This window comes from Polycladomyces subterraneus, assembly GCF_030433435.1.
Lineage (GTDB): Bacteria > Bacillota > Bacilli > Thermoactinomycetales > JIR-001 > Polycladomyces > Polycladomyces subterraneus.
In genome coordinates, this window is sequence record NZ_JANRHH010000036.1 from 80,187 (window position 1) to 104,664 (window position 24,478).

General features: G+C 49.1%; 27 protein-coding genes. 18 read left to right on the plus strand and 9 right to left on the minus strand.

Annotated features, from left to right (window positions below):
• Positions 1–11: 11 nt before the first annotated feature.
• The 6 genes from ribH to arsC all read left to right on the plus strand — a co-directional run bounded on the left by ribH (position 12) and on the right by arsC (position 2,934).
• Positions 12–482, plus strand: coding sequence for a 6,7-dimethyl-8-ribityllumazine synthase (gene ribH / locus NWF35_RS09525; protein ID WP_301238827.1), 471 nt, complete (start codon positions 12–14; stop codon positions 480–482).
• A gap of 27 nt (positions 483–509) precedes the next feature.
• Positions 510–1,301 carry a segregation and condensation protein A gene (locus NWF35_RS09530; protein WP_301238828.1) on the plus strand — a complete coding sequence of 264 codons (792 nt, stop codon included), beginning with the start codon at positions 510–512 and terminating at the stop codon, positions 1,299–1,301.
• Entirely contained in the window at positions 1,270–1,905 is a 636-nt protein-coding gene (scpB, locus tag NWF35_RS09535) for an SMC-Scp complex subunit ScpB (RefSeq protein ID WP_301238829.1), read from the plus strand. The genes NWF35_RS09530 and scpB overlap by 32 nt, the downstream gene beginning before the upstream one ends.
• Before the next feature lie 88 nt (positions 1,906–1,993).
• Positions 1,994–2,320, plus strand: coding sequence for an ArsR/SmtB family transcription factor (locus tag NWF35_RS09540; protein WP_301238830.1), 327 nt, complete (start codon positions 1,994–1,996; stop codon positions 2,318–2,320).
• Between the two features lie 16 nt (positions 2,321–2,336).
• The gene (locus NWF35_RS09545) at positions 2,337–2,513 is read left to right on the plus strand and encodes a hypothetical protein (RefSeq protein WP_301238831.1); all 177 of its coding nucleotides are present in this window, start codon (positions 2,337–2,339) and stop codon (positions 2,511–2,513) included.
• A complete protein-coding gene (gene arsC / locus NWF35_RS09550; protein WP_301238832.1) occupies positions 2,503–2,934 on the plus strand; it encodes an arsenate reductase (thioredoxin) in 432 nt (143 codons plus the stop codon). Before NWF35_RS09545 ends, arsC begins: the two co-directional genes overlap by 11 nt.
• A gap of 326 nt (positions 2,935–3,260) precedes the next feature.
• Here arsC and NWF35_RS09555 read toward each other — a convergent pair whose 3' ends face one another.
• The 5 genes from NWF35_RS09555 to NWF35_RS09575 form a co-directional block, all read right to left on the minus strand.
• On the minus strand, positions 3,261–4,556 hold the full coding sequence (locus tag NWF35_RS09555; protein ID WP_301238833.1) for a UDP-glucose dehydrogenase family protein: 1,296 nt from the start codon (positions 4,554–4,556) through the stop codon (positions 3,261–3,263).
• The gene (locus tag NWF35_RS09560; RefSeq protein WP_301238834.1) at positions 4,553–5,506 is read right to left on the minus strand and encodes an NAD-dependent epimerase/dehydratase family protein; all 954 of its coding nucleotides are present in this window, start codon (positions 5,504–5,506) and stop codon (positions 4,553–4,555) included. The genes NWF35_RS09555 and NWF35_RS09560 overlap by 4 nt, the downstream gene beginning before the upstream one ends.
• On the minus strand, positions 5,503–6,546 hold the full coding sequence (locus NWF35_RS09565) for a glucose-1-phosphate thymidylyltransferase (RefSeq protein ID WP_301238835.1): 1,044 nt from the start codon (positions 6,544–6,546) through the stop codon (positions 5,503–5,505). Before NWF35_RS09565 ends, NWF35_RS09560 begins: the two co-directional genes overlap by 4 nt.
• Before the next feature lie 203 nt (positions 6,547–6,749).
• Positions 6,750–7,832, minus strand: a complete 1,083-nt coding sequence (locus NWF35_RS09570; RefSeq protein WP_363321606.1) for a glycosyltransferase family 4 protein — start codon at positions 7,830–7,832, stop codon at positions 6,750–6,752.
• Between the two features lie 57 nt (positions 7,833–7,889).
• Entirely contained in the window at positions 7,890–9,161 is a 1,272-nt protein-coding gene (locus tag NWF35_RS09575; RefSeq protein ID WP_363321598.1) for a CotS family spore coat protein, read from the minus strand.
• Between the two features lie 234 nt (positions 9,162–9,395).
• Here NWF35_RS09575 and NWF35_RS09580 point away from each other — a divergent pair, with 234 nt between their 5' ends.
• The 7 genes from NWF35_RS09580 (at position 9,396) to NWF35_RS09610 (ending at position 14,723) form a co-directional block, all read left to right on the plus strand.
• Complete coding sequence (locus NWF35_RS09580; RefSeq protein ID WP_301238836.1) at positions 9,396–10,196, plus strand: YheC/YheD family protein; 801 nt, start codon at positions 9,396–9,398, stop codon at positions 10,194–10,196.
• Positions 10,197–10,228: 32 nt separating this feature from the next.
• On the plus strand, positions 10,229–10,852 hold the full coding sequence (locus NWF35_RS09585; RefSeq protein ID WP_301238837.1) for a YheC/YheD family protein: 624 nt from the start codon (positions 10,229–10,231) through the stop codon (positions 10,850–10,852).
• Positions 10,853–11,198: 346 nt separating this feature from the next.
• Positions 11,199–11,849: a DUF2953 domain-containing protein gene (locus tag NWF35_RS09590; RefSeq protein WP_301238838.1), complete on the plus strand. Its 651-nt coding sequence runs from the start codon at positions 11,199–11,201 to the stop codon at positions 11,847–11,849.
• A complete protein-coding gene (gene ytfJ / locus NWF35_RS09595; protein ID WP_301238839.1) occupies positions 11,842–12,309 on the plus strand; it encodes a GerW family sporulation protein in 468 nt (155 codons plus the stop codon). Before NWF35_RS09590 ends, ytfJ begins: the two co-directional genes overlap by 8 nt.
• A gap of 112 nt (positions 12,310–12,421) precedes the next feature.
• Positions 12,422–13,567 (plus strand): D-alanyl-D-alanine carboxypeptidase family protein, encoded by a 1,146-nt coding sequence (locus tag NWF35_RS09600; RefSeq protein ID WP_301238840.1) that lies wholly within the window; start codon positions 12,422–12,424, stop codon positions 13,565–13,567.
• Positions 13,560–14,153 carry a nucleoside recognition domain-containing protein gene (locus tag NWF35_RS09605; RefSeq protein WP_301238841.1) on the plus strand — a complete coding sequence of 198 codons (594 nt, stop codon included), beginning with the start codon at positions 13,560–13,562 and terminating at the stop codon, positions 14,151–14,153. Before NWF35_RS09600 ends, NWF35_RS09605 begins: the two co-directional genes overlap by 8 nt.
• 36 nt (positions 14,154–14,189) lie before the next feature.
• Positions 14,190–14,723 (plus strand): spore maturation protein, encoded by a 534-nt coding sequence (locus NWF35_RS09610; RefSeq protein WP_301238842.1) that lies wholly within the window; start codon positions 14,190–14,192, stop codon positions 14,721–14,723.
• Positions 14,724–15,116: 393 nt separating this feature from the next.
• Here NWF35_RS09610 and panD read toward each other — a convergent pair whose 3' ends face one another.
• The 3 genes from panD to NWF35_RS09625 are packed head-to-tail and all read right to left on the minus strand — an operon-like array spanning position 15,117 to position 17,114.
• On the minus strand, positions 15,117–15,503 hold the full coding sequence (gene panD, locus NWF35_RS09615; protein WP_301238843.1) for an aspartate 1-decarboxylase: 387 nt from the start codon (positions 15,501–15,503) through the stop codon (positions 15,117–15,119).
• Between the two features lies 1 nt (position 15,504).
• Positions 15,505–16,302: a YheC/YheD family protein gene (locus NWF35_RS09620; RefSeq protein WP_301238932.1), complete on the minus strand. Its 798-nt coding sequence runs from the start codon at positions 16,300–16,302 to the stop codon at positions 15,505–15,507.
• Positions 16,303–16,361: 59 nt separating this feature from the next.
• A complete protein-coding gene (locus NWF35_RS09625) occupies positions 16,362–17,114 on the minus strand; it encodes a YheC/YheD family protein (protein ID WP_301238844.1) in 753 nt (250 codons plus the stop codon).
• Between the two features lie 347 nt (positions 17,115–17,461).
• Here NWF35_RS09625 and NWF35_RS09630 point away from each other — a divergent pair, with 347 nt between their 5' ends.
• The 5 genes from NWF35_RS09630 (at position 17,462) to NWF35_RS09650 (ending at position 23,673) form a co-directional block, all read left to right on the plus strand.
• Positions 17,462–18,178 carry a pseudouridine synthase gene (locus NWF35_RS09630; protein WP_301238845.1) on the plus strand — a complete coding sequence of 239 codons (717 nt, stop codon included), beginning with the start codon at positions 17,462–17,464 and terminating at the stop codon, positions 18,176–18,178.
• Positions 18,179–18,274: 96 nt separating this feature from the next.
• Positions 18,275–19,861: a cytochrome c biogenesis ResB family protein gene (locus NWF35_RS09635; protein ID WP_301238846.1), complete on the plus strand. Its 1,587-nt coding sequence runs from the start codon at positions 18,275–18,277 to the stop codon at positions 19,859–19,861.
• A 5-nt stretch (positions 19,862–19,866) separates the two neighbouring features.
• The gene (ccsB, locus tag NWF35_RS09640) at positions 19,867–21,078 is read left to right on the plus strand and encodes a c-type cytochrome biogenesis protein CcsB (protein WP_301238847.1); all 1,212 of its coding nucleotides are present in this window, start codon (positions 19,867–19,869) and stop codon (positions 21,076–21,078) included.
• Positions 21,079–21,118: 40 nt separating this feature from the next.
• The gene (locus NWF35_RS09645) at positions 21,119–21,835 is read left to right on the plus strand and encodes a response regulator transcription factor (RefSeq protein ID WP_301238848.1); all 717 of its coding nucleotides are present in this window, start codon (positions 21,119–21,121) and stop codon (positions 21,833–21,835) included.
• Positions 21,832–23,673 carry an ATP-binding protein gene (locus NWF35_RS09650; protein ID WP_435873870.1) on the plus strand — a complete coding sequence of 614 codons (1,842 nt, stop codon included), beginning with the start codon at positions 21,832–21,834 and terminating at the stop codon, positions 23,671–23,673. Before NWF35_RS09645 ends, NWF35_RS09650 begins: the two co-directional genes overlap by 4 nt.
• Before the next feature lie 14 nt (positions 23,674–23,687).
• Here NWF35_RS09650 and NWF35_RS09655 read toward each other — a convergent pair whose 3' ends face one another.
• Complete coding sequence (locus tag NWF35_RS09655) at positions 23,688–24,389, minus strand: SDR family oxidoreductase (protein ID WP_301238849.1); 702 nt, start codon at positions 24,387–24,389, stop codon at positions 23,688–23,690.
• Positions 24,390–24,478 lie beyond the last annotated feature (89 nt).

Genomic DNA, 24,478 nt, shown 5'->3' on the forward strand with positions numbered 1-24,478 from the left:
GAGATCGCATCGTGGCAAAAGTGTACGAAGGAAAATTGGTGGCACAAGGTCTTCGTTTCGGCATCGTGGTGAGCCGGTTTAATGAGTTTATCACCAGCAAGCTTTTGGGCGGTGCGCAGGACGCGCTCATTCGGCACGGGGCGAATGAGGAGGACATCGAAGTGGCCTGGGTGCCGGGAGCGTTTGAAATCCCCCTGATTGCCGATCAAATGGCGGCTTCGGGCAAATACGATGCGGTGATTGCGTTGGGAACGGTGATTCGCGGGGCGACACCCCACTTTGATTACGTGTGCAATGAGGTAGCCAAGGGTGTTTCTCAAGCTGCTTTGAAAAATGGTTTGCCGGTGATTTTCGGCGTCATCACTGTGGAAACCATCGAGCAGGCGATCGAGCGGGCTGGTACCAAAGCCGGAAACAAAGGATGGGAAGCGGCGACTGCGGCGATCGAAATGGCCAATCTGCAACGGGAACTCCGAGGCTGATCAACGGACGTCCGGGAGGAAGGACATGTGGACGTCAAAATCAAACTGGATACGTTCGAGGGGCCGTTGGATCTATTGCTTCATCTGATCGAACGGGCCGAGGTGGACATCTACGAGGTACCGATCGCACGGATTACCGATCAGTACATGGAATACTTATCTGCGATGCAGGAATGGGAGATGGAGATCGCAAGCGAGTTCCTGGTGATGGCGGCCACATTGCTGGCCATCAAGAGCAAGATGTTGTTGCCGCGGCAAGAACCGGCGGAGATGGAAATGGACGAGTACACCGAGTGGGAGGAAGAGGACGACCCGCGTGAAGCGCTGATCGAACGGCTGTTGGAGTACAAAAAGTACAAAAAGCTGGCTGACGTGTTGCGCGAACACGAATCCAGCCGCAGTTTGGTCTATTCCCGTCCCCCGATGGATCTGACGCCGTATGCACGGGAACGGAATCCCCTGGAAGGGATCCGGCCGGACGATTTGTTGCAGTTTTTTGTGGACGTACTCCGTCAGCAGAAAGAATCACAACAAGTGGCCCGGGTTTCACGGGAGGAGATTTCCATCGGCGACCGAATCAGCGAGATCCTCGAACGTTTACGCACTGAGGGCGGGGCTGTCCGCTTTTCACGTCTGGTGGAACGCGGCCGTATCACCCGGGAATGGATCGTCACTACATTTTTGGCGATTTTGGAGCTGATGAAGGCCAAACGGATCATTTGCCGACAGGAACGGCTGTTTGATGATTTGTGGATTATTGCGGCAGATGTGAGGGGGGATCAGTCGCTTGGAACCGCGGGAGAGGAAGGCGATCATTGAAGGATTGTTGTTTGCCGCCGGTGAGGAGGGTTTGCATCCCAAAGAGATTGCCGAGTATCTGGAAACCGATGTCCGCACTGTTCGGGAAACGATTCGCGAGATGCAAGAGGAATGGCGGCAGGCGGGCCGTGGTGTGCAGATTGTCGAAGTGGCGCAGGTATACCAGATGACCACCTTGCCGGAACACAGCCCGTATTTCGAAAAACTGGCTCAGGCGCCCAATCGGTCTGTTCTGTCCCGTGCAGCATTAGAAACGTTGGCGATCATCGCCTACCGTCAGCCGATTACGCGCATGGAAGTAGAGGAAGTGCGGGGCGTCAAAAGCGAACGTACCATCCAATCCCTTCTGCGCAAAGGATTGGTGAAGGAAGTGGGACGTGCCGAAGGATTGGGTCGTCCCATTCTGTACGGAACAACGCGAGAGTTTTTGGACTACTTCGGATTGAAGAGTTTGGACGAACTGCCCATGCCCGATACGATTTTTGACTGGGCCGAATGGGAAGCCGAACGAAAGGAATTGTACAGACGCTTGGGTGTGGACCGTGATGCTGTGTCGGAGACGGCAATCTCGACCGAAGAGGATCAGATGGAGGAAGAAAGATGAAACAATCCCCGCACATCATCCGATGTGGCGGGGATTGTTTTTTGACAAATATATAACCATATGCTTATATAGGAATGGGGTGATGATCATGGAAATTCATCTGCTCGCCGAATGTCACAAAGCATTGGGAGATCCGACACGTCTGAAGATCTTGGCACTGTTGAAGGAAGAAGAGTTGTGTGTTTGCGAGTTGGTCGAGATCCTGAAAATGAGTCAACCCGCTGTGTCCCAGCATATGCGTCGATTGAAACACGCCGGTCTGGTCAAGGAACGTCGTCAGGGACAGTGGGTGTTTTACTCCTTGGACGGGACCCAGTTTCCTTTCATGCAAAGTGTGTTGTCCTGTTTACCCGACATGCGCGGGGAGATTGACCACTTAAAGGAAAAAGGGTTAAAGGTGCAGTGCGGATCATGACGTGGATACACAGAAAATGGATGGTAGAATCCATGGTACATATTTTTTGTTATTTGCAGGGGCAGGTGCGATTGTCATCGATCAGTTGCCGAACAGCATCTGGCTCTATCTGGTGGTGACCACTTTGGGGGTGATCACTGGCGCTTGGGTGTATTGGATGATTCATGAAGGAGGAAATGAGAATGAAAAATGATAAGCAAATCATCTACTTTCTGTGCACGGGAAATTCCTGCCGCAGTCAGATGGCAGAAGGGTTCGCCAAGAAATACTTGGGTGATCGGTTTGAAGTGTACAGTGCGGGGATCGAGGCACACGGTCTGAATCCCAATGCGGTCAAGGTGATGGCAGAGAAAGGCATCGACATCTCCGGTCAGACCTCGGATGTGATCGACCCCGAATTGTTGAACCGGGCGGATTATGTGATCACATTGTGTGGAGATGCCAACGACAAGTGCCCCATGACCCCGCCTCGTGTCAAAAGGGAACATTGGGGATTTGACGACCCGGCCAAAGCAACGGGGACTGAGGAGGAAAAATGGGCAGTGTTCCGGCGAGTACGTGATGAGATTGAAGCCCGTATCCAACGGTTTGCACGAGAGGAACGGGCGGAATAAGACTCATGGTGTCACTTGTCCATTCGTGTGAAGAGTGATCTCCATACTGTGACAGTCTTTCATCAGCAATTCTGGCGGCGAGAGGGAAAAAGGTGCACCTGCAATCTAAGGGAGCAGTGTTTTCGTACCCACCTTATTGAACAATCAACACCATGAAAAGTGGAATTGAATTCATCGCAGAGCTGAGATTGCGTAGCATTTCGGGGTACCGGTTATTGCCCTTGCCGGCAGCGTGAAAGCGGGAAGTAGAAGGACTTACGCTGATCCAGTCCATTACGGATGGTCCGATGACGTTGGATGTACGATTGCTCAGGGACCGAAGGGATTCATTTCTCGTTTTTTCCGATCCCGTAATACATGTATCCAATCTGCCGCAGAGCGTGACCGTCAAGAGCGTTCCTTCCATCCATGATCATAGGGGTTTTCATGAGGGGAAGATATTGTTCCCAATTCATTTGCACAAATGAATCCCACTCTGTCAGCAGGAAGATACAATCGCTCTCTTCAAAGGCTTCTTCAACCTTCGTACATACCATTGCGGGTAACTGAAGCTGCCGGTGTTTAAATACCACGGGATCGTATACTTTCAGATACGCTCCTTTTTGGTGCAGTTTCTGAATGACTTTCATTGCAGGAGCTTCCCGAATGTCATCCGTATTGGGTTTGAATGCAATACCCAAAACAGAAATGTTTTTTCCCTGGACACCGCCCAATAATTTCTCCAATCGCTGGATGTAATATGTGACCTGTGTTTCATTTACCCGTTGGACAGCAGGGAGAATATCAGGTTTGATGTTTTTTTGCTCAAACATATGCATCAAAGAGGCAATGTCTTTGGGGAAACAGGAGCCTCCCCAGCCAATCCCGGCATTTAAAAATGCTCGACCAATTCTTTGATCCATTCCAATGCCATCAGCCACATCTCCTACATCCACACCGTGGGCATCACATAAACGGCCGATTTCGTTAATGTATGATATTTTCAATGCCAAAAAGGCATTGGCGGTGTATTTTATCAACTCAGCTGTTCGCAGACGAGTGATCAATTTGGGAGATGCAATGGACGTATATAAATATTTTATTTTCTCAGCAGCTTCTGCACGTTCGGCTCCGATGATAATTCGATCCGGATGCAGGGCATCGTAAAGAGCCATTCCTTCTCGCAAAAATTCCGGGTTGCACACTACATCTACGGAAAAAGGTTGTGATTGATTCTCGATGACCCATTCACGCACTTTTTCGCTGGTCCCGACCGGTACTGTACTTTTCATAACCACAATTTTGTAGGCGTTTTGATAACGGCCAATCGATCCGGCAACTTCTTTTATATATCTTAAATCTGTGAAGCCGTCCGCTTTGGATGGTGTACCTACTGTAATGAAAATGATATCGCATGTTTTTACTGCCTGCTCGATGTCTGAAGTAAATGCAATGGTGTGTTGGGTAAGATGTCTGTTCAGGAGTTCTTCCAATCCCGGTTCATACAAAGGGAGACGGCCTTTTTGCAGCTGTTCCAGTTTGGAAGCATTGGTATCCACGCCGACGACTTTGTACTTTAATTTACAAAAGAGGAGAGCGGTTGTGATCCCCACATAACCCATTCCGATGACGGCGATGTTCATCGTTTATCCTCCTCCAACATTTCGATCAGGTGGGATACTTGTTGTTGCAGGCCTTTCTCAATCGGGAAAGAAGGCAAATATCCCAACTCCGAACGTGCTTTGCTTATATCAGCCCATGTATGCTTCGGATCGCCCGGTTGCACTGGTTCAAAACTGACCTTTGCTTTTCGGTTCATGATTGATTCCAGCAATTGAATCACTTGGATCAATTCAATTTTCGAACTTCCTCCAATATTGTAGATTTCACCAGGCCGCCCTTTTTCAGCAGCCAGCAGGTTTGCTGTTACGGCGTCTTGAATATACGTAAAGTCCCGTGTTTGTCTGCCGTCGCCATATAGCTTGATCGGTTTTCCTTTCCAGATATTTCGGATGAAACGATGAAAAGCCATGTCCGGACGTTGTTTGGGCCCATAAACTGTAAAATAGCGTAACGAGACCACCGGAACACCGAAATTATGGTGATAAAGCCGGCACAGATACTCCCCGGCCAATTTGGATACACCATAGGGAGAATAGGGAGCGGGCAATCGGGTTTCGTCCGTCGGTCCGTCCATGGATCCGTAAACTGAGGAGGATGAGGCATACACCATCTTTTCTACCGGACTCTCTTTTATGGCTTCCAGCAATTTTTGAACACAAGCGATATTATGGTGTACATATAGGGAAAAATTTTTCCCCCAGCTTGAACGAACCCCCGGCAAGGCCGCTTCATGGAAGATGTAGTGTATGTCTTGGAGCAGAACGTTTAAATCTATCGATTGTAAATCGGATCGAATGAAGCGAAAGCGTGGATGGTGAACGAAAGAAAGGATATTTTTTTGTTTCATCCAATGGGCGTAATTGTCTGTGAAGCAGTCGATCCCTGTCACATGGTATCCACGTGCAAGCAATACTTCCGTCAAAGAAGAGCCGATAAATCCGGCACATCCTGTGACCAATACCTTTTTCACTGCTCTTCTCCCTCTCCCAGGTACATGGAGGATCTGTCTCCCAGTATCAATTGTCCAGAATCCCCAACCTTCAGGTAGTTACTAAATTGAACATAGCGTCCAAACACGCTTTTTTTGATTTTGAACGGGATGCGTTTAAGGTGAGCCCCTTCCAAAATGATGCTGCTTTCCATCTGACACTCCTCGATTGTTACTCCTGCTTGTATCGATACATAAGGTCCGATAATGGCGTTTTTAAGCGTACAACCTTCTCCGACGAAAACGGGATCAATGATGGTGCACTGATCCACTGTGGATTTAGGGGAAATATGGCTTCGCCCGGCTGTGAGTTCGTCCATTTTCCAATGATTCGCTTCCAACCATCGACTGACCGTTCCTACATCGGAATAATGTTGATCGGTAATGGAAAACGAAATGGAAAATCCATGATCAATGAGCCACTGGATGGCATCCGTAATTTCATATTCACCGCGAACAGACGGAGTAATCATACGAACTGCTGTGAATATATTGTGATCAAAGGCATAAGCACCGATAATGGCAAGATTGGATTTCGGTGAGGAGGGTTTTTCCTCCACATGGACAATTCGGTCTCCTTCGATTTGAGCGATTCCATATTCACGGGGATTCTCTACTCGGGCCAACATGATGGCACCATTTCTCTTGAAACTTACGACTTGGCGCTTGATCCCCACTAATGACTGCTGAATTAAATTATCCCCTAATAATAACAGGAAGGGTTCCTTGCCTATAAATTGCTCCGCCTGACGTACGGCATCCGCAATCCCTTGCGGGTTCTTCTGGTGAATCCATGTAATCGAAAGTTTAGATGGTTTCATCAAGCGGATCTGCTCACGGATCATTTTTTCTTGAAAAGGGTTTATAACGATCCCGATATCGTCAATTCCAGAATGTACAAGCTGTTCTATGGCGTACATTAATACAGGTTTGTTGGCAACAGGAAGTAATGTTTTGGGTTGAGAAAACGTTAACGGCCTCAGTCGCGATCCTTTTCCTGCGCAAAGAATCAGTCCCTTCATGTTTTCACGCTCCTGTTTACCGGACTGACGACTTTGAGAGATGGTACAAATAAATTATGTTGCCGGTACAAGCGGAGTCACGGCGGAAGCAATAAATAGACATAGAAAAAACCCCTTGGGTTGGATCGTTACACCCGGGTAGGGGCTTAAAAGATAATAGTGATGAGAATGTCAGGGGGATTACAGACAGTAGCCCATAAAGGTTAACCTTCCCAAACATTTAATACTTCATTGGCCACTCGCTTCCAACCATATTTTTTTAATGCCAAAGCACGACCGTTTCGTCCCATTTGTTGGCGAAGGGTTTTACTTCCCAAGAGTTTGCTGAGCTGTTTTACAAATGATTTGGTGTCTTCCGGTTTATCCACCAACAAACCATTGTTGTTTTGTACAATCTCCGCATTGCCACCTCTCTTTGTGGTCACGAATGGAACCCCGCTGGCCATGGCTTCATAATGAACTCGAGCCAATGGCTCTTCCCACTGGGAAGCACAGACAAAAATATCACTAGCCCAGAACCACTCGTGAATTTTGTCTGCAGGCACATAACCGGTGGTAATAATGGGGACAGATGAGCGTGAGGCCAATGAACGTACATAAGCCATGTAATCGCTGATTTTCTGATCGCTGAACCATCTACTTCCCACCACGACAAGAGCGATATTTGGGTGGCGTTTTTTTAGCTCGCTCATTGCTCGAACTAATACATCGACTCCTTTTTTGGGAGAAATACGACCGACGTATAAAATCACCTTTTTGGACCCCAGCTTAAATTGCCTCCGTAACTTTTTACGAACTTGACGTGCTTTTTGCGACTGCTCATAGGGTATAAATCGATTGAGATCTACTCCAGAATAAATCGTGCGTAGCTTGGAAGAAGCTGAAGGATAGAGTGTACTAATTCTTTGACCTACATAATCGCTGACTGTGACGATTTTCTCCACTTCTTTGATGACTTCTTGTGCTTCTTTTGAATCAATTTTTTTTGGCTCAAACATATCATTGTGCATACTGAGAAAAATTCGTGCTTTAGGGGCCGCCTGCCGAACAGGGAGGACGAGACGAGGACGGTTGAAAATGTGGATAATGTCAAATTTATTGCCGTTCTTTTGCAGGTATTTGATAACGCCTTTCATGTAAATTTCAAAGTATCTGCCTTCTACACGCACATAACGAATCTTGTTTTTGATTTCCTTTTTTTTAAGCTCGGGATCGGTTCTTCCCAGGATGGTCAGGTCATGTTTGAGTGTGATATGAGGGACAATACCCGCGATATACGTCTGAATAGCACCCCCCCCGAATGGGAGGAAACGGGAGTTTTTCTGTGCAAATCATTAAAATTTTCACTCAATATTACCTCCGCTGAACGAAGTGTTTTTTTTCCTCTTTTTTAAAGGTCGGGAAGATGATTTTTTTTGTAGTGGTTCCTTTACCTTTTTCTTTTTGCTTCCCGTACTTTTTGTTGATTTGCGCGTGGTTTTTTTGGTGCTGCTGTAGTTACCGCTCTTGAATTTCTTTATATCCTTTTGGAGCTCTTTCAGAGCTTTCCACTTTGATCGTTCACATTTCAACACTTGATTCAGGATCATATTTGCTTCCGTCGCAAGGAAAATCTTGGGGTGATAGAGCATTTCTTTCATATGCTTGTAAAACTCGTTGGGTAAGGACAGATCGATCAACAGGATCTCATACGTTTCAGCATCAATGGGGTTTGCTTTGTGATAAGCATTGATCATACCGCGCGCCCATTTTAAATCCCACCGGCCAAAGTCCTCCATGGTGCTGGTGATCAATTTGCGTAAATCCCGTATCGGCAGATCGTAGGAGACGCCGTCCAGATCAATGACCCACAAACCGCGGGGACCGAGCTGACCATTGGACCAGCCGTAATCTTGATGGACCAATCCCCAATGAGGTTCTCCCTTGGCCACCATTTTTGAATAAGCGGATTTATTGAGACGGACCAGGGCATCACGGGCTTGTTGTTCAAACTTATCCGTCAAAGTTAGCAGCCTTTTGCTGGCCGGAAATTCTTTGTAAACCTTAGCTACTTCCCGGATCCAACCGATTTTTGTCTGTATTTTTTGATAGTAATCCGGCCATTTAAACAATCGTGAGGATTTGGCGGCATTAGAGGGTGGTTTGTATCCTCTGGAATGTTTGTGAAATTCCCCTAGTCCGTAACAAAGCTGCATGGCACCTTTCAGATCGATCTTGGATGCTGGTCTCAGTTGGATCCAGTCGGTGACAATCCAGATTTTCCCGCCTGCCTCTACGTAAAGTTTTTTATCTTTGGTACGAACCAGTGCCGGGACCCGTGCCCCTTTCTTCACTAAATAATCTTGAGCTGCTACACTAAATAGACTTCTGACAGGTTCACGGTGTAAAAGTTTCAAACTGCGGGGCCCTTTGTCTGTATCTATTTTCCAAATTGCTCCACCTTTATCGGGTTTTGAAGTAATCAGGACCTTTTTCCGAACTTTCATATTATATTGGGCCATGACCTGTTTGGCGATCTTATCCACTTCGGGAGGTATATACGTGTCAGGGTTTACTGTTCTTACGTGATTCCAGGGTTCAATTCGATAATTCGCCATACCTTTACTCCCTGCCATACCGTTACTCCCTTCGAAATGTGTGTCTATTAGAGATTTACAGATCGTTCCTATCTGTATTGGGGTTAACTCGCTACAGTGTATTCCTTATAAAATCCTACCGATACAGACAAGTATCCACATATAATAGCCCCTTTTTATGACTGCCGGATAGAAGCCCCTTTTTATAACTGCGGGTGAGCGACCAGAAAAACATGACAAAACGAGCATACAGATAAATAGAGAGGTGATACGATGGCTATTAGAAAAATCAATAACAAGATGGAAAAGTCAGAAGTGCTACTGACCGATCCAATCTTGCAACCTCATATTCCGGAGACGCATTGGTATTCACCCAAAACCTTTTGGATGATGCTCGGCATATATCCTACCGTTTTTATTAAACCAAATACCGGTTTGCGTGGATCGGGTATCATCCGTGTCCAACGATTAAAAAGCAAAATGTTCGAAGTCCGATTTGATGATAAGGTCAAAAAGGTGCCCCAATCTGATCTGATAACTGAGGTTACTCAGTTAATTGAGCCGGATATGCAATACTTCGTCCAAGAGGGAATCAACTTGGCTACCGTGTATAATGGAAGGCCATTCGATATCCGCATCATCATGCATAAACCCGAAAATCGGTGGAATCTGTGCGGATGGGTGGCCAAGGTCGCCGGACCGAATCAATTTGTCACTAATTATGCCAAGGGAGGAAAGGCATTCGCTCTGGAGAAAGTGCTTAAAGATGCGGGGTTCAAAAATATCGAGAAGATCCTTCAAACTCTCGGCAAGATCGCTCACCGTACTTCCCATGTGTTGGACAAATCCTTCTCTGATTTGCGGATTCTGGGGATTGACGCCGCGCTCGACAAAAAGGGAAAAGTCTGGTTCATTGAGGCGAATACAAGGCCGGGATACAACCTGTTTCGGGATCTCGGAGATCAGGTGATGTTCCATCGGATTATTACAACTCACCACTACATTCATGCCAAATATAAAGAGGTGGTCGCAGCGTCCACCAGTCAGGTTACTGCCTTTAACTTAGAAAAATGAGAATAAATTGCGCCACAGGAGAGATCGATGAGATGAGTCAGTGGTGGAATAAACTCAAAGGGAATGTGAAGACGGCTCCCCATATACCCCAGACAGAGCCGTTGAGTTCTGCAGCTTTGCAAGACATGCTCCAAAAGCATTCGTTTATTTACATTAAACCGGCTAACAACATAAAGGGTAAACATACTTTTAGAGTAGACGCTCTTGGTTCGGGTGAATTTCTCGTCTATGATGGCAAAAAAAATATTCCTTGTCCGACATATGAAGACTTGATCGAAAATCTGCATCCGATCATGGATCAGAAAAAACGTAAGCATTATATTATTCAGCAGGGAATCTGGAGCCTGACGCGGGATCAACGTCATTTTGTCATCCGAGTGCATCTAAAACAGGACAAAAACGTGTGGAGAGTTACCAGTATCAAAAGCCATACATCTAACAAAAAAGGACATTGGACGAAAAAATCGGTCTCCTTCAATAATCTGATGAAGGATGATTTAAAATGGGATAAAAAAACCAGAGGTTTAATGAAACTGTACATCAACCAAAAATCGTATGCCATTGCTTCGGTGATCTCTAACAAATCTCCACGCAAAGGAATGAGGATTGATCTCGGTATTGAGAAAGGGCATCTCTGGGTGTTCAAAGTGACCTAATTGCCTATGATCGCTTTGCCAATATAGATTTGATCAAGAAGCTGAAAGGTGAACATAATGATCTTCCTTACAGAAACGCCCCCCAGATGAATGGCTTCTAGCTTCTTGAAGCCAGGGATTGTTTTTTTAAACCGATTGAAAAATCGCATTCTTCTTTAGAGAAAAAACCGCAGGGAGCTGCGGTTTTTTTATATCTCAATATCGGGGAATCGCTAGTCGAATTTAGCATGTCCGGCTTTCGATCCAATCAGATTAGGGACATAATGGAAATATGAACAAGTGGACAGATTTGTATGCGAACAGGAAAAAATGCCCAAGCTAAGATTGATGGCAGGAGGATCGAAGAATGAAAACGCTGTTGTGGATCTTGCTTGGGTTAGGCGCGATAGTCGTTTTACTCTGTTTGACAACGGTGCGCTGTCACATTCAATACAAGCGTGTAGATGCGGACGATCGGATCAACATCACTTTCCAGTGGTGTAAATGGTTCCGTCTGCGATGGACAGTGCCATCACTCCAGCTGTCTGGTATGACGGAAGACGGAATATGGCTACCACATCTGCAGGCAACTGTTCGTCAAAGCAGGAGGCATCGCTGGCAGGAACGTTTGTCGTGGGGAGTACTCCGGCGCATGCACCAGCAATTTGTTTGGCTACGGGAACACGTTCATCATTTGCATCAATGGTTTCGTGGCCTGCTGAGTCGATTTCATGTAGAGAGATTGAGTTGGCGCTCGGCAATTGGAACGGGGGATGCTGCGGAAACCGGCGTGCTGACAGGCCTTGCTTGGGGATTGAAATCCACGGTCGTCGGGGTGGCCGGTGCTTACGTGCGATGGGACCGACCTCCGCAGATTCAGGTGAACCCGGTGTTTCACGAGCCGCATTTAGAGACCGATTTCCAATGCATAGTGCGATTTCGGATCGGGCACGCTATCCTTGCTGGAATACGATTATTGCTTAATTTCCGGGTAAGGGGGGGAGCGAAAGGTGGCTGAACATCCCATTCAAGGACTGATGTCCACCGCCATGGAAAACCTGAAAGAAATGGTGGATGTCAATACCATCGTGGGTGATCCGGTGGAAACACCGGATGGCAGTGTGATTATTCCCGTCTCACGCGTCGGTTTCGGGTTTGCTGCAGGTGGAAGCGAATTCGACGCAGCCTATGCCGACGACGGTTCCCAAGGGGACAAAAAACAACAACTGGAAGACGGAAAAGGTCAATCATCGGGCAAATTACCCTTCGGAGGAGGCAGTGGCGGCGGGGTTTCGATCACGCCAGTGGCATTCCTCGTGGTGGGGGAGAAAGGGGTGCGTTTATTGAACATGGACGGCAACACGCACCTGATTGATCGTTTGATCGATTTTGCACCCGGATTGATGGAACGTGTACAAAACACGTTGAGAAAAAAGGATAAACAAGGGGGATGTGAACTTCCCCGTACGGATATATGAAGGTAGAAACACCGTTTCCGACAAAGCGGGCGGTGTTTTTTGTTGCTCATTTTCATATCCCTGTCCCACTGGCATATAAATGTGTACAAACCATGTTTGGGGTGGGAGGGTTATGCGTCATTGTAAAGGTGGGGCGATTATCCTTTTAATCATCGGCCTGATCAGCTCGCTGGGCTGGGGGTGGGGCACGTCTGAGCCACAGGTAAGTGCGCATGCGGCGGCGATGATCGATGTGCAGTCCGGGCGCATTTTATATGCCAAACATGCGGATGAGCGTTTGCCGATCGCCAGTTTGACCAAAATCATGACGGCCATAGTGGCCATTGAAAACAGCCGCCTCACCGACATGGTAACCGTTCCTCCCGAGGCGGTCGGCGTGGAAGGTTCGTCGATATATCTGAAAGCGGCGGAACGGATACCATTAAAGGATCTGTTGTACGGCCTGATGCTCCGATCCGGCAATGATGCAGCGGTGGCGATCGCCCGGCATGTAGGCGGGTCGGTGGAAGGGTTCGTCTACATGATGAATGAGAAGGCGGCCTATCTCGGATTGGAAAACACGCATTTCGCCAATCCGCACGGACTGGATGCACCGGAGCATTATTCCTCTGCTGCAGATTTGGCGCGGTTGACGGCCTATGCATTAAAAAACCCCACTTTTCGGGAAATTGTCAAGACACAGGTAAAAACCGTCCCGTGGCCGGGAGAAGAGTGGCATCGCAAATGGTACAACAAAAACAAGATGCTCCGATTTTACAAAGGCGCGGACGGAGTCAAGACAGGTTACACCAAGAAAGCGCGTCGAACGTTGGTTTCTTCCGCCACGCGGAATGGCAGGCAGTTGGTAACGGTCACGTTGAACGCACCCGATGACTGGAATGATTCGATGCAATTGCTGGAGTATGGATTTCAGCATTTCCATCCTGTCAATGTGGTGAAGAAGGGGCAAGCCTTCCAGACGGTTAGAGGGGAGAAAAAAGGTGAGCTGGTGTTGCGAGTGGTGGCCGAGCGGCCGTTCATCTATCCTTTGACGGAGGAGGAACGGCACCAAGTCTCCATAGAACCGGTGCTTTCCTATCCGCTGGAAAAAATGGATCGCGAGGGGTTGCGCGTGGGGACGGCGAGCGTGCTGTTGAACGGTCAGCCGGTTGGTACGGTTCCGCTTGTGACACAGTATCAAGATGAGCCTTCCGCCTTTTCCGAATGGATGGACGTGTTTCGGGACTTGCTGGGAATGGGGGCGGGGGGCGGTGGTTAATTACATATGGGTGTTTATGATCGCCAGCGGAGTGGTGGCTGCCGCTCTACAGGGTCGGTTAGATCTGGTCACGTCTGCCGCCTTAAAGGGAGCCAAGGAAGGGGTGGCCGTCTGTATCGGCCTGATCAGCATTTTGGTATTTTGGATGGGAATGATACGGATCGCACAGGATGCCGGACTGTTGGAGAAACTGGCCCGATTGCTCCGGCCGCTGGTACGCGTGTTGTTTCCGTCAGTTCCCCCGGATCACCCGGCGATGGGGTACATTTTGTCCAATATGACGGCCAACCTGTTCGGTCTCGGAAATGCGGCCACCCCCATGGGGATCAAAGCGATGGAAGAATTGCAGAAGCTCAACCCAGACCCGAAAACGGCTTCCCCGGCGATGTGCACCCTGCTCGCCTTGAATACCTCTGGTTTCACGCTGATTCCGGCGACCATCATCGGTATTCGCATGAAATATGGATCCGTCGATCCAGCAGAAATTATCGGAACGACCTTGTTTGCAACCGGATGCGCAACACTGTCGGCGATCTTGGTGGACCGTCTGTACCGTAGACGATGGGAGAATCGGGCAAGGCGCTAGGACGTATCTGATCAAATGCACGGGGGGGATGAAAAATTGGTCGAAATCGTCTCTTTTTTGTCCAAGCTGATCTTGCCCGCCATTTTGGCGTTCATTCCCCTATACGCCACCTTTCGGAAAGTGCCGGTATACGAAAGCTTTACAGAAGGGGCTAAGGAAGGCTTTCCCACCGCGATCCAACTCATTCCCCACTTGGTCGGGATGATGGTGGCCGTCTCCATTTTCCGGGAAACCGGAGCGCTTCATTTTTATCTCCGCCTCTTGTCACCCTTGGTGGATGGTATTCATTTCCCGAGGGAAGTCATCCCGCTCGCGATATTGCGCCCGATTACCGGTGCCGGTTCATTGGCGTTTGTCGAAAGTATCTTTCGTACATACGGTCCGGATTCATTTCTCGGACGACTGGCTTCCACGATGCAGGGGAGTACGGACACGACGCTGTATGTCCTGACTGTTTACTTCGGTGCCGTGGGTATCCGGCGAACGCTGTATGCCGTCAAGGTGGGATTGTGGGCGGACTTGGTGGGGATGCTGGCGTCTTGGTTCATAGTGGTGATGGTGTATGGTTGAGTCACGCTGGAGGGGTGAAAGAGAACGTTTAAGAAGGGAAGGAGGTGCCAGAAATGCACTTTTTTCCTGTAGAAGAGACAAATGGATACAACAAAATCCGTCGTCTAAAAGCCCACGGATTAATCATGTGCTTTTAGACGACGGATTTGCCCGTTATCTCCTCAACGAGGGAACAAATCCCTCGCATTGGACGGGGATGATACAATCCTGAACTTGGGCTTTGTCCAAAACGGAAACGGACTGTGGTCGTGAACGAACAAAGATACCTATGGCGACTGTGTCGTGGGACTTCCTCAGGTTTACAAACGGCGGTCTATTACAACATCTAAAGTCTTACTGTTGTTTACCGATAAAACCGGTGCCACATAGAGGTGTTTATCGGTTGTTAATGTTTTAATATTTCTCCGTACCATGAACTTCTTCCACCAGCATTTCCTTAATCACGTTTCCTTCTCCCATGAAGGCCACGCGTGGTCGGTAAGACTTTGCCTCGGCTTCGTCCAGCATGACATAGGAAATGATAATCACAATATCGCCGGGTTGAACCAGACGTGCAGCAGCTCCATTTAAGCAGATGATCCTGCTGCCTCGAGGCCCGGGGATTACATAAGTTTCCAAACGAGCCCCGTTATTGTTGTTCACGATTTGCACCTTTTCGTTAGGGAGAATATTTACCTTTTCCATGATCTCCTCGTCAATAGTGACACTTCCCACATAGTTCAGGTTCGATTCTGTCACTATCGCTCGGTGGATTTTTGATTTCATCACCGTCAAGAGCATGCTACAAGACCCTCCTTGGGCGGCGATGTTTATATTTCTTGATAATGTATTTTCTTGTACTTATAATATTGTCATACATTTCTTTTTTATCTATTTCTTTAAACATCTTTCTGAACATAGGATCGGCATTCATCTCTATAAACCACAAGTCTCCTTTTTTATCGACCGCCATATCCAGAGCCAAAATCCGCAATTCAAAATATGATCCAAGCACTTGAGAAATTTGCTGAGCCAGATCCCCTAACTTCATCGTCAGATCAACAGCATTCAGATGTGTATTTTTATTCAGCACTTGGTCTAACGTAAGGACTTTTGCTCCTCTAATGTGATTGGTTACAATTTGCTCCTTTTGTGCCACTCTGGCCAGCCATCCGGAAATCTGCCATCGGTTCCCGGGTTTATGCATTAAAATTCGGAGATCAAAAGGCAGCCCATCAAAAGTAGCCAAGTCAATTCCTTGTTGAACAATATATTTTTTATCCGGGTTTAATTCATTTACTACTTCATTAAATACTTCATTCAAGTTGCAGGTTTTCACCTCATCTTTGTAGCTGTAGCGTAGCTCGTAGGATGGCTTTTCCCCAAACAGACCCCATTGTTGCGATAAGTTTTTGACCCGGATGATTCCGTTCCCTCTGTGGTTCGAATTCGGTTTAATGAATACTATAGGATAAGTTTTTAGCATATCCTCCAATGCTGTGATGGAAAACCAAACCGTTTTCGGAACATAAGAGGAGAGCCAGGGGTCTTTCAGGAGTATTTCGTTGTATTTCATTTTATTGGAGACATACCGTTGCACAGCCAAAATTGAGATCCCCCTTTTTAGTGAAATGATACCCCGGCTAATGCTGCCGAACTTTACTGATACATCTTTTCAATAAATGCCTGGACTTTAAGGGCTTTATCATACATTTGTTTGTTCCCAAAATCCTTAAACAACTTCCGTACTATCGGAGTTGTATTCACTTCAATGAACCATACTTTACCTTTCTTGTCGACAGCCATATCCACACCCAAAACCCGCATACCGTAAACGGATCCAAATGTGTGGGAGATTTGGTGTGCCAAGTCGGCCAATTCTCTGCTTATTTCGGTAGCATTCAGTTTGTTGGCTGCCAGAACCTGTTCCAACGGAACCAATTTTCCGCCCTTCGACCAGTTTGTAACTGCTTTGTTGGATGTGGATACTCTTGCAAACCATCCGGTAAGTTGCCATTTATCCAATGGTCTGTGCATGGTGATTCGGACATCAAAAGCTTTTCCATTATAGTTGGCAAGATCAATCCCTTGTTGAATAATATACGATGTCCCAGACTTGATCCGGTTTGCCACTTCATTGCAGGTGTTCTCTAAATCGGCTGTATTCACTACATCTGTATAGCTGTAGCAAATTTCATACTGCAACTCGTTCACTTTTTTTATCCGAATAATCCCGTTACCACAATATCCCGTATCAGGCTTTACAAAAACAGTGGAATAGGTATTTAGCATTTCCTTCAGCGCTCCAACGGTAAACCAGACTGTTTTCGGAATGTGGGGAGCAATCTCTGGGTCTTTTAGGAGGAGGTTGTTTTTCTTCATTTTGCTTGCTACGATCCTTTGTACTGCCAAATCAATTCACTCCTAATTGATTATTATCTAATTTATTTATATGGAGCATTCTATTCTTACGTATACACATCTGGCTATATTTCAAAAGATAGGTGATGACACCTGAAGGATATGTGGATCGACAGTTGGCCTATGATGCCGGGATATGATAAACTCCATAAATCACTCTCTCCTATCACGACGGATATCACGGAAAGGGAAACAAGTGTATAAAAGGTTTCCGCTGTTTCGATGGGAGCTGTCTGATCTAGCCTCAACGGCGTTTTTTTTTGGTCTTTTTGGTGACACATTTCCGCTCGCCTTGTGAATCTCTCATCAGATGGATAAGATGTGAATGAGGTGAAATGATGGAGCGATTGCAAAAGGTCTTGGCACATGCGGGGGTGGCCTCGCGCCGGAAATGCGAAGACATGATTTTGGAAGGACGGGTTCGTGTCAATGGTGAAACGGTCACGGAGTTGGGGAGAAAGGTAGATCGGATGCTGGATCGGATCGAAGTGGACGGCAAACCGATCATGACAGAACGGAAGCGGACTTTTCTATTCTATAAACCACTTCGTGTGATTACCAGCATGTCCGATCCGCAGGGACGTCCAACGGTGGCCGATTATTTTCGTGAGATTGACGAACGGGTATATCCGGTGGGACGATTGGATTATGATACCGAAGGATTGTTATTGATGACCAATGACGGGGAGCTGGCCAATCGGCTGACGCATCCCAAATACGAGGCGGATAAGTGTTACTTGGCCACGGTAAAAGGACATCCGTCAGAGGAACAGTTGGATCGCTTGCGCCGCGGTATCCGGCTCGAGGACGGCCGGACCGCCCCGGCCCAAGTACGTCGGGTGAAGGAGCGCCGCAACACCACCGTATTGGAGATCGTCATCCACGAAGGGCGCAACCGTCAGGTCCGTCGTATGTGTGAGGCAATCGGGCATCCGGTGGTACATCTGATTCGGACACGGATTGCCTTTTTGACACTGGGATCGATGAAACCTGGGACCTATCGCGAGCTGAAGCCCCGTGAACTGGAACGGCTCAAGCGGTTGTTGGATCTCTAGATCTTTCAAACAATCTTCAAATTGGGCAAAGGGTGCAAAAAATGGTCACGATTATAATATAGGAAGGGATTCCATGCCGTAACGGGGGGCGATCAGATGGAAAACACCAAATGCGTATGCGGACACAACAACCCCGTCGGTACCATATTGTGCGAGTACTGCGGAAAGCCGCTAGAAGAGGACCAAGAGGCGAATCGTCCGCTGGAGATGAGATATGAGGGGAAGGCTCGGCGGTCCCAAACCTATCAAACGACGTGGTTTGACCGGGTGTGGAACTTTTTTTCATCTGTGAAAGTGGCGATAGTGCTGATCCTCATCACGTTGATCGCCTCGGCGATTGGCACGATTTTGCCGCAGGAGCGATATATTCCATCGCCTGATCCCGCTCAATTTTACGTGGAGCACTACGGAGTTTGGGGTGAGTGGTTCTACAAGCTGGGTCTGTCCAACATGTATGATTCATGGTGGTATGTCACGTTACTGGCCATGATCGGCATCTCGTTGGTAGTGTGCAGTCTGGATCGCGTGATCCCGTTGTACAAAGCGTTGAAAAACCAGCAAGTGACCAAGGACCTCTCGTTCATTTCCCGCCAAAAAGTGAGCCATACGCTCAAGGTAACTGAAGAGGAGCGGGATGCATTACTCGACCGGTTGGCAACCCAATTGCAAAACCGGCGCTTTCACGTGCGCAGGGAAGGACATGCCCTTTTGGCCGAGAAAGGACGGATCAGCCGTTGGGGCCCCTATATCAATCATATCGGGTTGATTCTCTTTTTGTTTGGTGCATTGTTGCGCTTGGTACCCGGTTGGTACCTGGACCAATTTGTATGGGTGCGTGAGGGCGAAATAGCCAAGGTGCCGGAGTTGCCCTATTATGTGAAGAATAATAAGGCGGAAGTGGAGTTCTACGATCCGAAAGAGCTGCCGGGCAAAAAGGAGAATGCTCAACCGACTGTGAAACAGTATAAATCAGACATCACGCTGATGCGGCAAGATCCGCGGACCGGGCGATTGGAACCGGTATCACGTAAGGTGATCATGGTGAACCATCCGATGGAATACAAGGGTTTGATGCTGTTCCAGTCGGGATTCCAGCCCAACCAGCCCTTATCGCTACAGATGACGGTAACGGACAAGAAGACGAAAAAAAGTGTCGGCACGTTTACCGTCAATCTGTATCACCCCAAAGAATCCTATCCGCTTCAAAACGGGGGAACCGTGCGGATTTTGAACTATTTCCCCGACTTTACGATGGAAGGGGATCGACCGGCGACCAAGTCGGAGTTTCCCAACCGTCCGGCATTCGTATTTGAGGTGATCACGCCGGAACTGAAGAAGGGCGAGAAATCCTGGATGATCGCACAGACCAATCTGGACGATATCAACCGAAACAATCGATATGACATCAGCATGACCGGTTTGCAAGTGGTTGACCAGTCCGGACTGATGGTACGCGTGGACAAAAGCTTACCTGTCATCTTTTTCGGCGCGGCGGTCTGTATGATCGGTCTGGTGATGGGCTTCTACTGGCAACATCGACGGGTCTGGCTACGCTGGCACGAGGGCAGACTGTATTTAGGAGCTCATACCAACAAGAACTGGTTCGGACTGAAACGCGAGGTGGAACAGATCGCTGAACGTGCAGGCCTGAAGATGTCTTTGACCCAGTATGGGCAGGAGTGATAGAAATGGATTGGGAAAAAGTAATGGAAAATCTGCTGCTGTGTACGTTTTTTTTGTACGTGTTGGCGTCGGTCGTGTTTGTCATCGCCATTGTGGGGAAAAAGTGGAGCACAGGTGAAGAGGTACACGTACGGCGCTGGTCCCGGTTGGGCATCATTCTCACCTTCGTGGGCGTGTTGTTTCAAGTGATGTTCATCATCACGCGGATCATCATCGGTGGTCATTTTCCCACCAGCAACATGTTTGAATTTGCATCATTCCTATCGTTTACGATCGTGCTCGCGTTCATTGTCATTTTCTACATTTATCGGACGGTCGTTCTCGGGGCGTTCGCCATGCCGATCGCCGTAATCATGTTGGCGTACGCTTCCGTGTTTCCGCGGGATGTGGAGCCATTGATCCCGGCGCTGCAAAGCTATTGGCTGTACATCCACGTCACCACCACCGCGCTGGGAGAAGGTGCGTTCGTCGTCGGATTCGTGGCCGGTCTGATTTATTTGATTCGTGCTGTCGGTCACGAAAGGGGAACCACCGGTGCCGCCGTGTTGGAGGGAACCCTCCTTGTGTTGGTGATGCTGATCGGCTTTATCCTCACCAGTTTTGCGTTTTCGGTGGCCGGCTATCATGCGGAGATCCAACACACCTTTGAAGGACAACAATTGGTGCAGGCGTACGATATGCCGCCGATTGTTGGACCAGATGGCGGAGAAGTACTACGGATGCAGCCATTTTTGGGGATGACGCATCCGTTGTTTGAAGCGCCATCTTGGATGCAAGGGCAGGAAGCGGCGCGCAAGTTCAACTCGGTGATTTGGTCGGTGTTGTCCGGATCGGTTCTTTACGGTTTGATCCGATTGGCGGCCCGCAAACGGATCAGTGAGCTGCTTCATCCCATGGTGAAAAACGTCTCGCTGGAGATGGCCGATGAGATTAGCTATCGTGCCATCGCCATCGGATTCCCCATCTTCACGCTGGGTGGCCTGATTTTCGCCATGATCTGGGCCCAGGAAGCATGGGGGCGTTTTTGGGGATGGGACCCCAAAGAAGTATGGGCGCTCATCACCTGGCTGTTTTATAGCGCCTATCTGCATTTGCGCCTTTCCCGTGGTTGGCACGGGCTGAAGTCCTCCTGGATGGCGGTGATCGGATTTGTCATCATCATGTTGAATCTGATTGTGATTAACCTGGTGATCGCCGGCCTCCATTCTTATGCATAAACCGTGAAAGACCGAGGTTGTGCCAGTGAGGTGAAGGGTAATGGAAAAGCGGGAACGTATTTTAATCGTGGATGATGAGGACCGCATTCGCCGGTTGCTCACCATGTACCTGGAGCGGGAGGGGTACGAAATCGAGGAGGCCGAGGACGGGGAAACCGCCTTGGCCAAAGCGTTGGAAACCGATTACGATCTCATCGTGCTGGATCTGATGCTGCCGGGGGTGGACGGAGTGGATGTCTGTCGCGGCATTCGCAAGAAAAAAGCGACCCCGATCATCATGCTGACCGCCCGGGGAGAAGAGGGGAACCGGGTGGAGGGGTTTGAGGCCGGGGCGGACGATTATGTGGTGAAGCCGTTCTCTCCACGTGAGTTGGTGCACCGGGTCAAAGCGGTGTTGCGCCGTTCGTCTGCCACTGCGTATCTGAAAACCGACACCGAGACCCACAACGTGATCGTCTTCCCCGATCTGACGATCGATCATGATGCACACGAAGTGCGAGCGGGTGGCAAAACGGTGCAGTTGACGCCAAAGGAATATGAGCTGCTCCACTATCTTGCCCGTTCACCGGACAAGGTGTTCACGCGGGAAGAATTGCTGCGCGATGTGTGGCAGTATGAGTTTTTCGGTGACTTGCGCACTGTTGACACGCACATCAAACGATTGCGGGAAAAACTGAACCGCGCCTCCTCCAAAGCGGCTAAGATGATCACAACCGTGTGGGGCGTGGGCTATAAGCTCGAGGTGCCGAAGGATTGATCTGGAGAAGTGTTGTCGGCAAACTGTGGCTGACCATCATCGGTTTGGTCACACTGCTCTTGGTGATGCTGAGTGCGTTCCTGAGTGACCAGGTGGAAAAGACCCACCAACGCAGCCAACAGGAAAGCCTGTTGGCTTTGGCGCATAAGATTCAGCACGATCTGGAGAAAAAAGGGGCGAAACGCGGGACATACTTACGAGACATGCTGCGGATCTCGGAGCTGTTCGATACGTACATGATTGTACTCGGACCGGACGGGGCTGCCGAGCCGATCGGCGTTTCGCCCACCATCGCCAACGTTCCGTGGCAACAGCTATTGGAGAAAACGGACATCGATCGTGTGTTGCGCGGTAAGACGGTGGTCATGAAAGACAGGGTGTTTGTGGAGGAAGACGAAGGGATGCCGTTCCCTCTTTTTAAAGAGGACATTCTGATGGTGGCCGTACCGCTGAAAAAAGGGTCCCAAATTGAGGGGGCGGTGGTGCTCTACCGGACGCAAAACCAACTGCAAAGCGAAACGGATATCAAAAAGTGGATCTATTACTCCGCTATTATCGGATTTTTTCTGACGACCATTTTCGCTTTCTTTCTCTCGACCCGGATCACACAACCGCTGAAGCAGATGAAAAAAGCGGCCGAACGCATGGCAAAAGGGGAATTTAACATTCGTGTTCCCGTTCGACAACATGAACGGGATGAAATCGGGGATTTGGCGGCTACATTCAATCGTATGGCGGAGCAATTGGAGGAGCTGGTCCACGCTCTCTCCCATGAAAAAGAACAGTTGGCCAGTATTTTGCGGAGTATGGCCGACGGTGTGATCACGCTGGATGCCGATGGGCGCGTTGTTCTCACCAACCCACCGGCCGAACGATTCCTGTCCGCCTGGGCGGACGAAATGGCGGAAACCCTTTCGGACGACCCAAAAGAACGCTTACCATTGCCCTTGCGGGAGATCTTTGAGACGGTCGTCGAGGACGAACAGGAACACTTTGGCGATATCGAAGCGCACGGACGGACATGGGCGGTGGTGATGGCCCCGCTGTATGCCAATGAACAGGTACGTGGCGTGGTGGCCGTGTTGCGCGATGTGACGGATGAGCGTCGTTTGGACAAGTTGCGCAAGGATTTCGTCGCCAACGTTTCTCATGAATTGCGCACACCGTTGGCCATGCTTCAGGGGTATAGCGAGGCACTGTTGGACGATATCGCCCAGTCACCGGAAGAACGGCGTGAATTGGTACAGGTGATTCACGACGAATCGTTACGCATGGGACGTTTGGTACGGGAGCTGCTGGATTTGGCGCGGATGGAAGCGGGACATATCGAAATCGTGCGCTCCAGCTTGCGGGTGTCGGAATTGATGGAACGTCTGTTGCGCAAGTTCCACACGATCGCACGGGAACAAGGTGTGCAGCTCGAGGGCGAAGTGGAGCCGGATCTACCAACCGTCTATTGGGATGAAGACAAAATGGAGCAAGTGTTGACCAATTTGGTGGACAACGCGATCCGCCATACGTCCCGGGGCGGCAGAGTGTCCCTGCAGGCGATGCGGACCAATGGTTCCGTTCGCCTCATCGTTCAGGATACGGGCTCCGGTATCCCGGAGGAGGATTTGCCGTTCATCTTCGAACGTTTTTATAAGGCGGACAAAGCCCGGACCCGCGGGCAGGCGGGAACAGGATTGGGTCTGGCGATCGTCAAGCATATCGTCAATGCCCATGGCGGCAATGTGACCGTTACCAGCAAGGTGGGCGAAGGCACGACGTTTGTGGTGCAGCTTCCGATCGGCACTCCCACCGACACAACAAGAGAGCGTGATAAAGGACGCGGTTGATCCGCGTCCTTTTTTTATTTCTTTTGCTCTGTCGGAGGTACCTGCGGGCGCATGATCACCTGATTATAAATGACACCGGGCGGTGCAGTCACAACATGCCAAACGGTTTCCGCGACGTGTTCCGGTTCGAGGTAGTACGGTTTGACAGAACCCCCAAAAAACTCGGTTTTAATCGAACCAGGGCAAATCGCCGTCACTTTTACTTCATGCGGTTTCAATTCCTGTGTCAGCACGTCGTTCAATGCCATCAGGCCGAATTTGGAAGCGCAGTAGGCGCCGCCTCCTGCAAAGGTGACCGTACCGGCAACGCTGGAGATGTTGACGATATGCCCCTTATGCCGGATCAGGTGCGGGATCGCATGTTTCGAGAAGAGAAAGGCGCCTTTGAGATTGACGTTCATCATCGCATCCCAATCTTCCACGGACAATTCGTGAACGGGAGCGAATCGACCCAATCCAGCGTTGTTAACCAAGATGTCCAATCGACCGCATGTTTCCACGGTGTAGGCGATCGCATCCCGCACTTCCGTTTCTTTGGTTACATCACAGACAAAAGGAAGGATCCGATCCGGTTGCGCTTTGGCCAACTCCTGTAACAATCCTTCACTGCGTGCGCATGCCACGACGGTGATACCGCCTTCCGCCAGCCGTAAAGTGATCGCTTTGCCCAATCCTTTGCTGGCACCCGTGACGACGGCAACGCGTTGTTCGCTCACGTAAACTCCCTCCTTAGGTTTTTTGGTAAATGGATCAATATCTTCGGAATCGTTTACCCGGTTCGCTTACTTGCGCCCTGAAGGAAGGT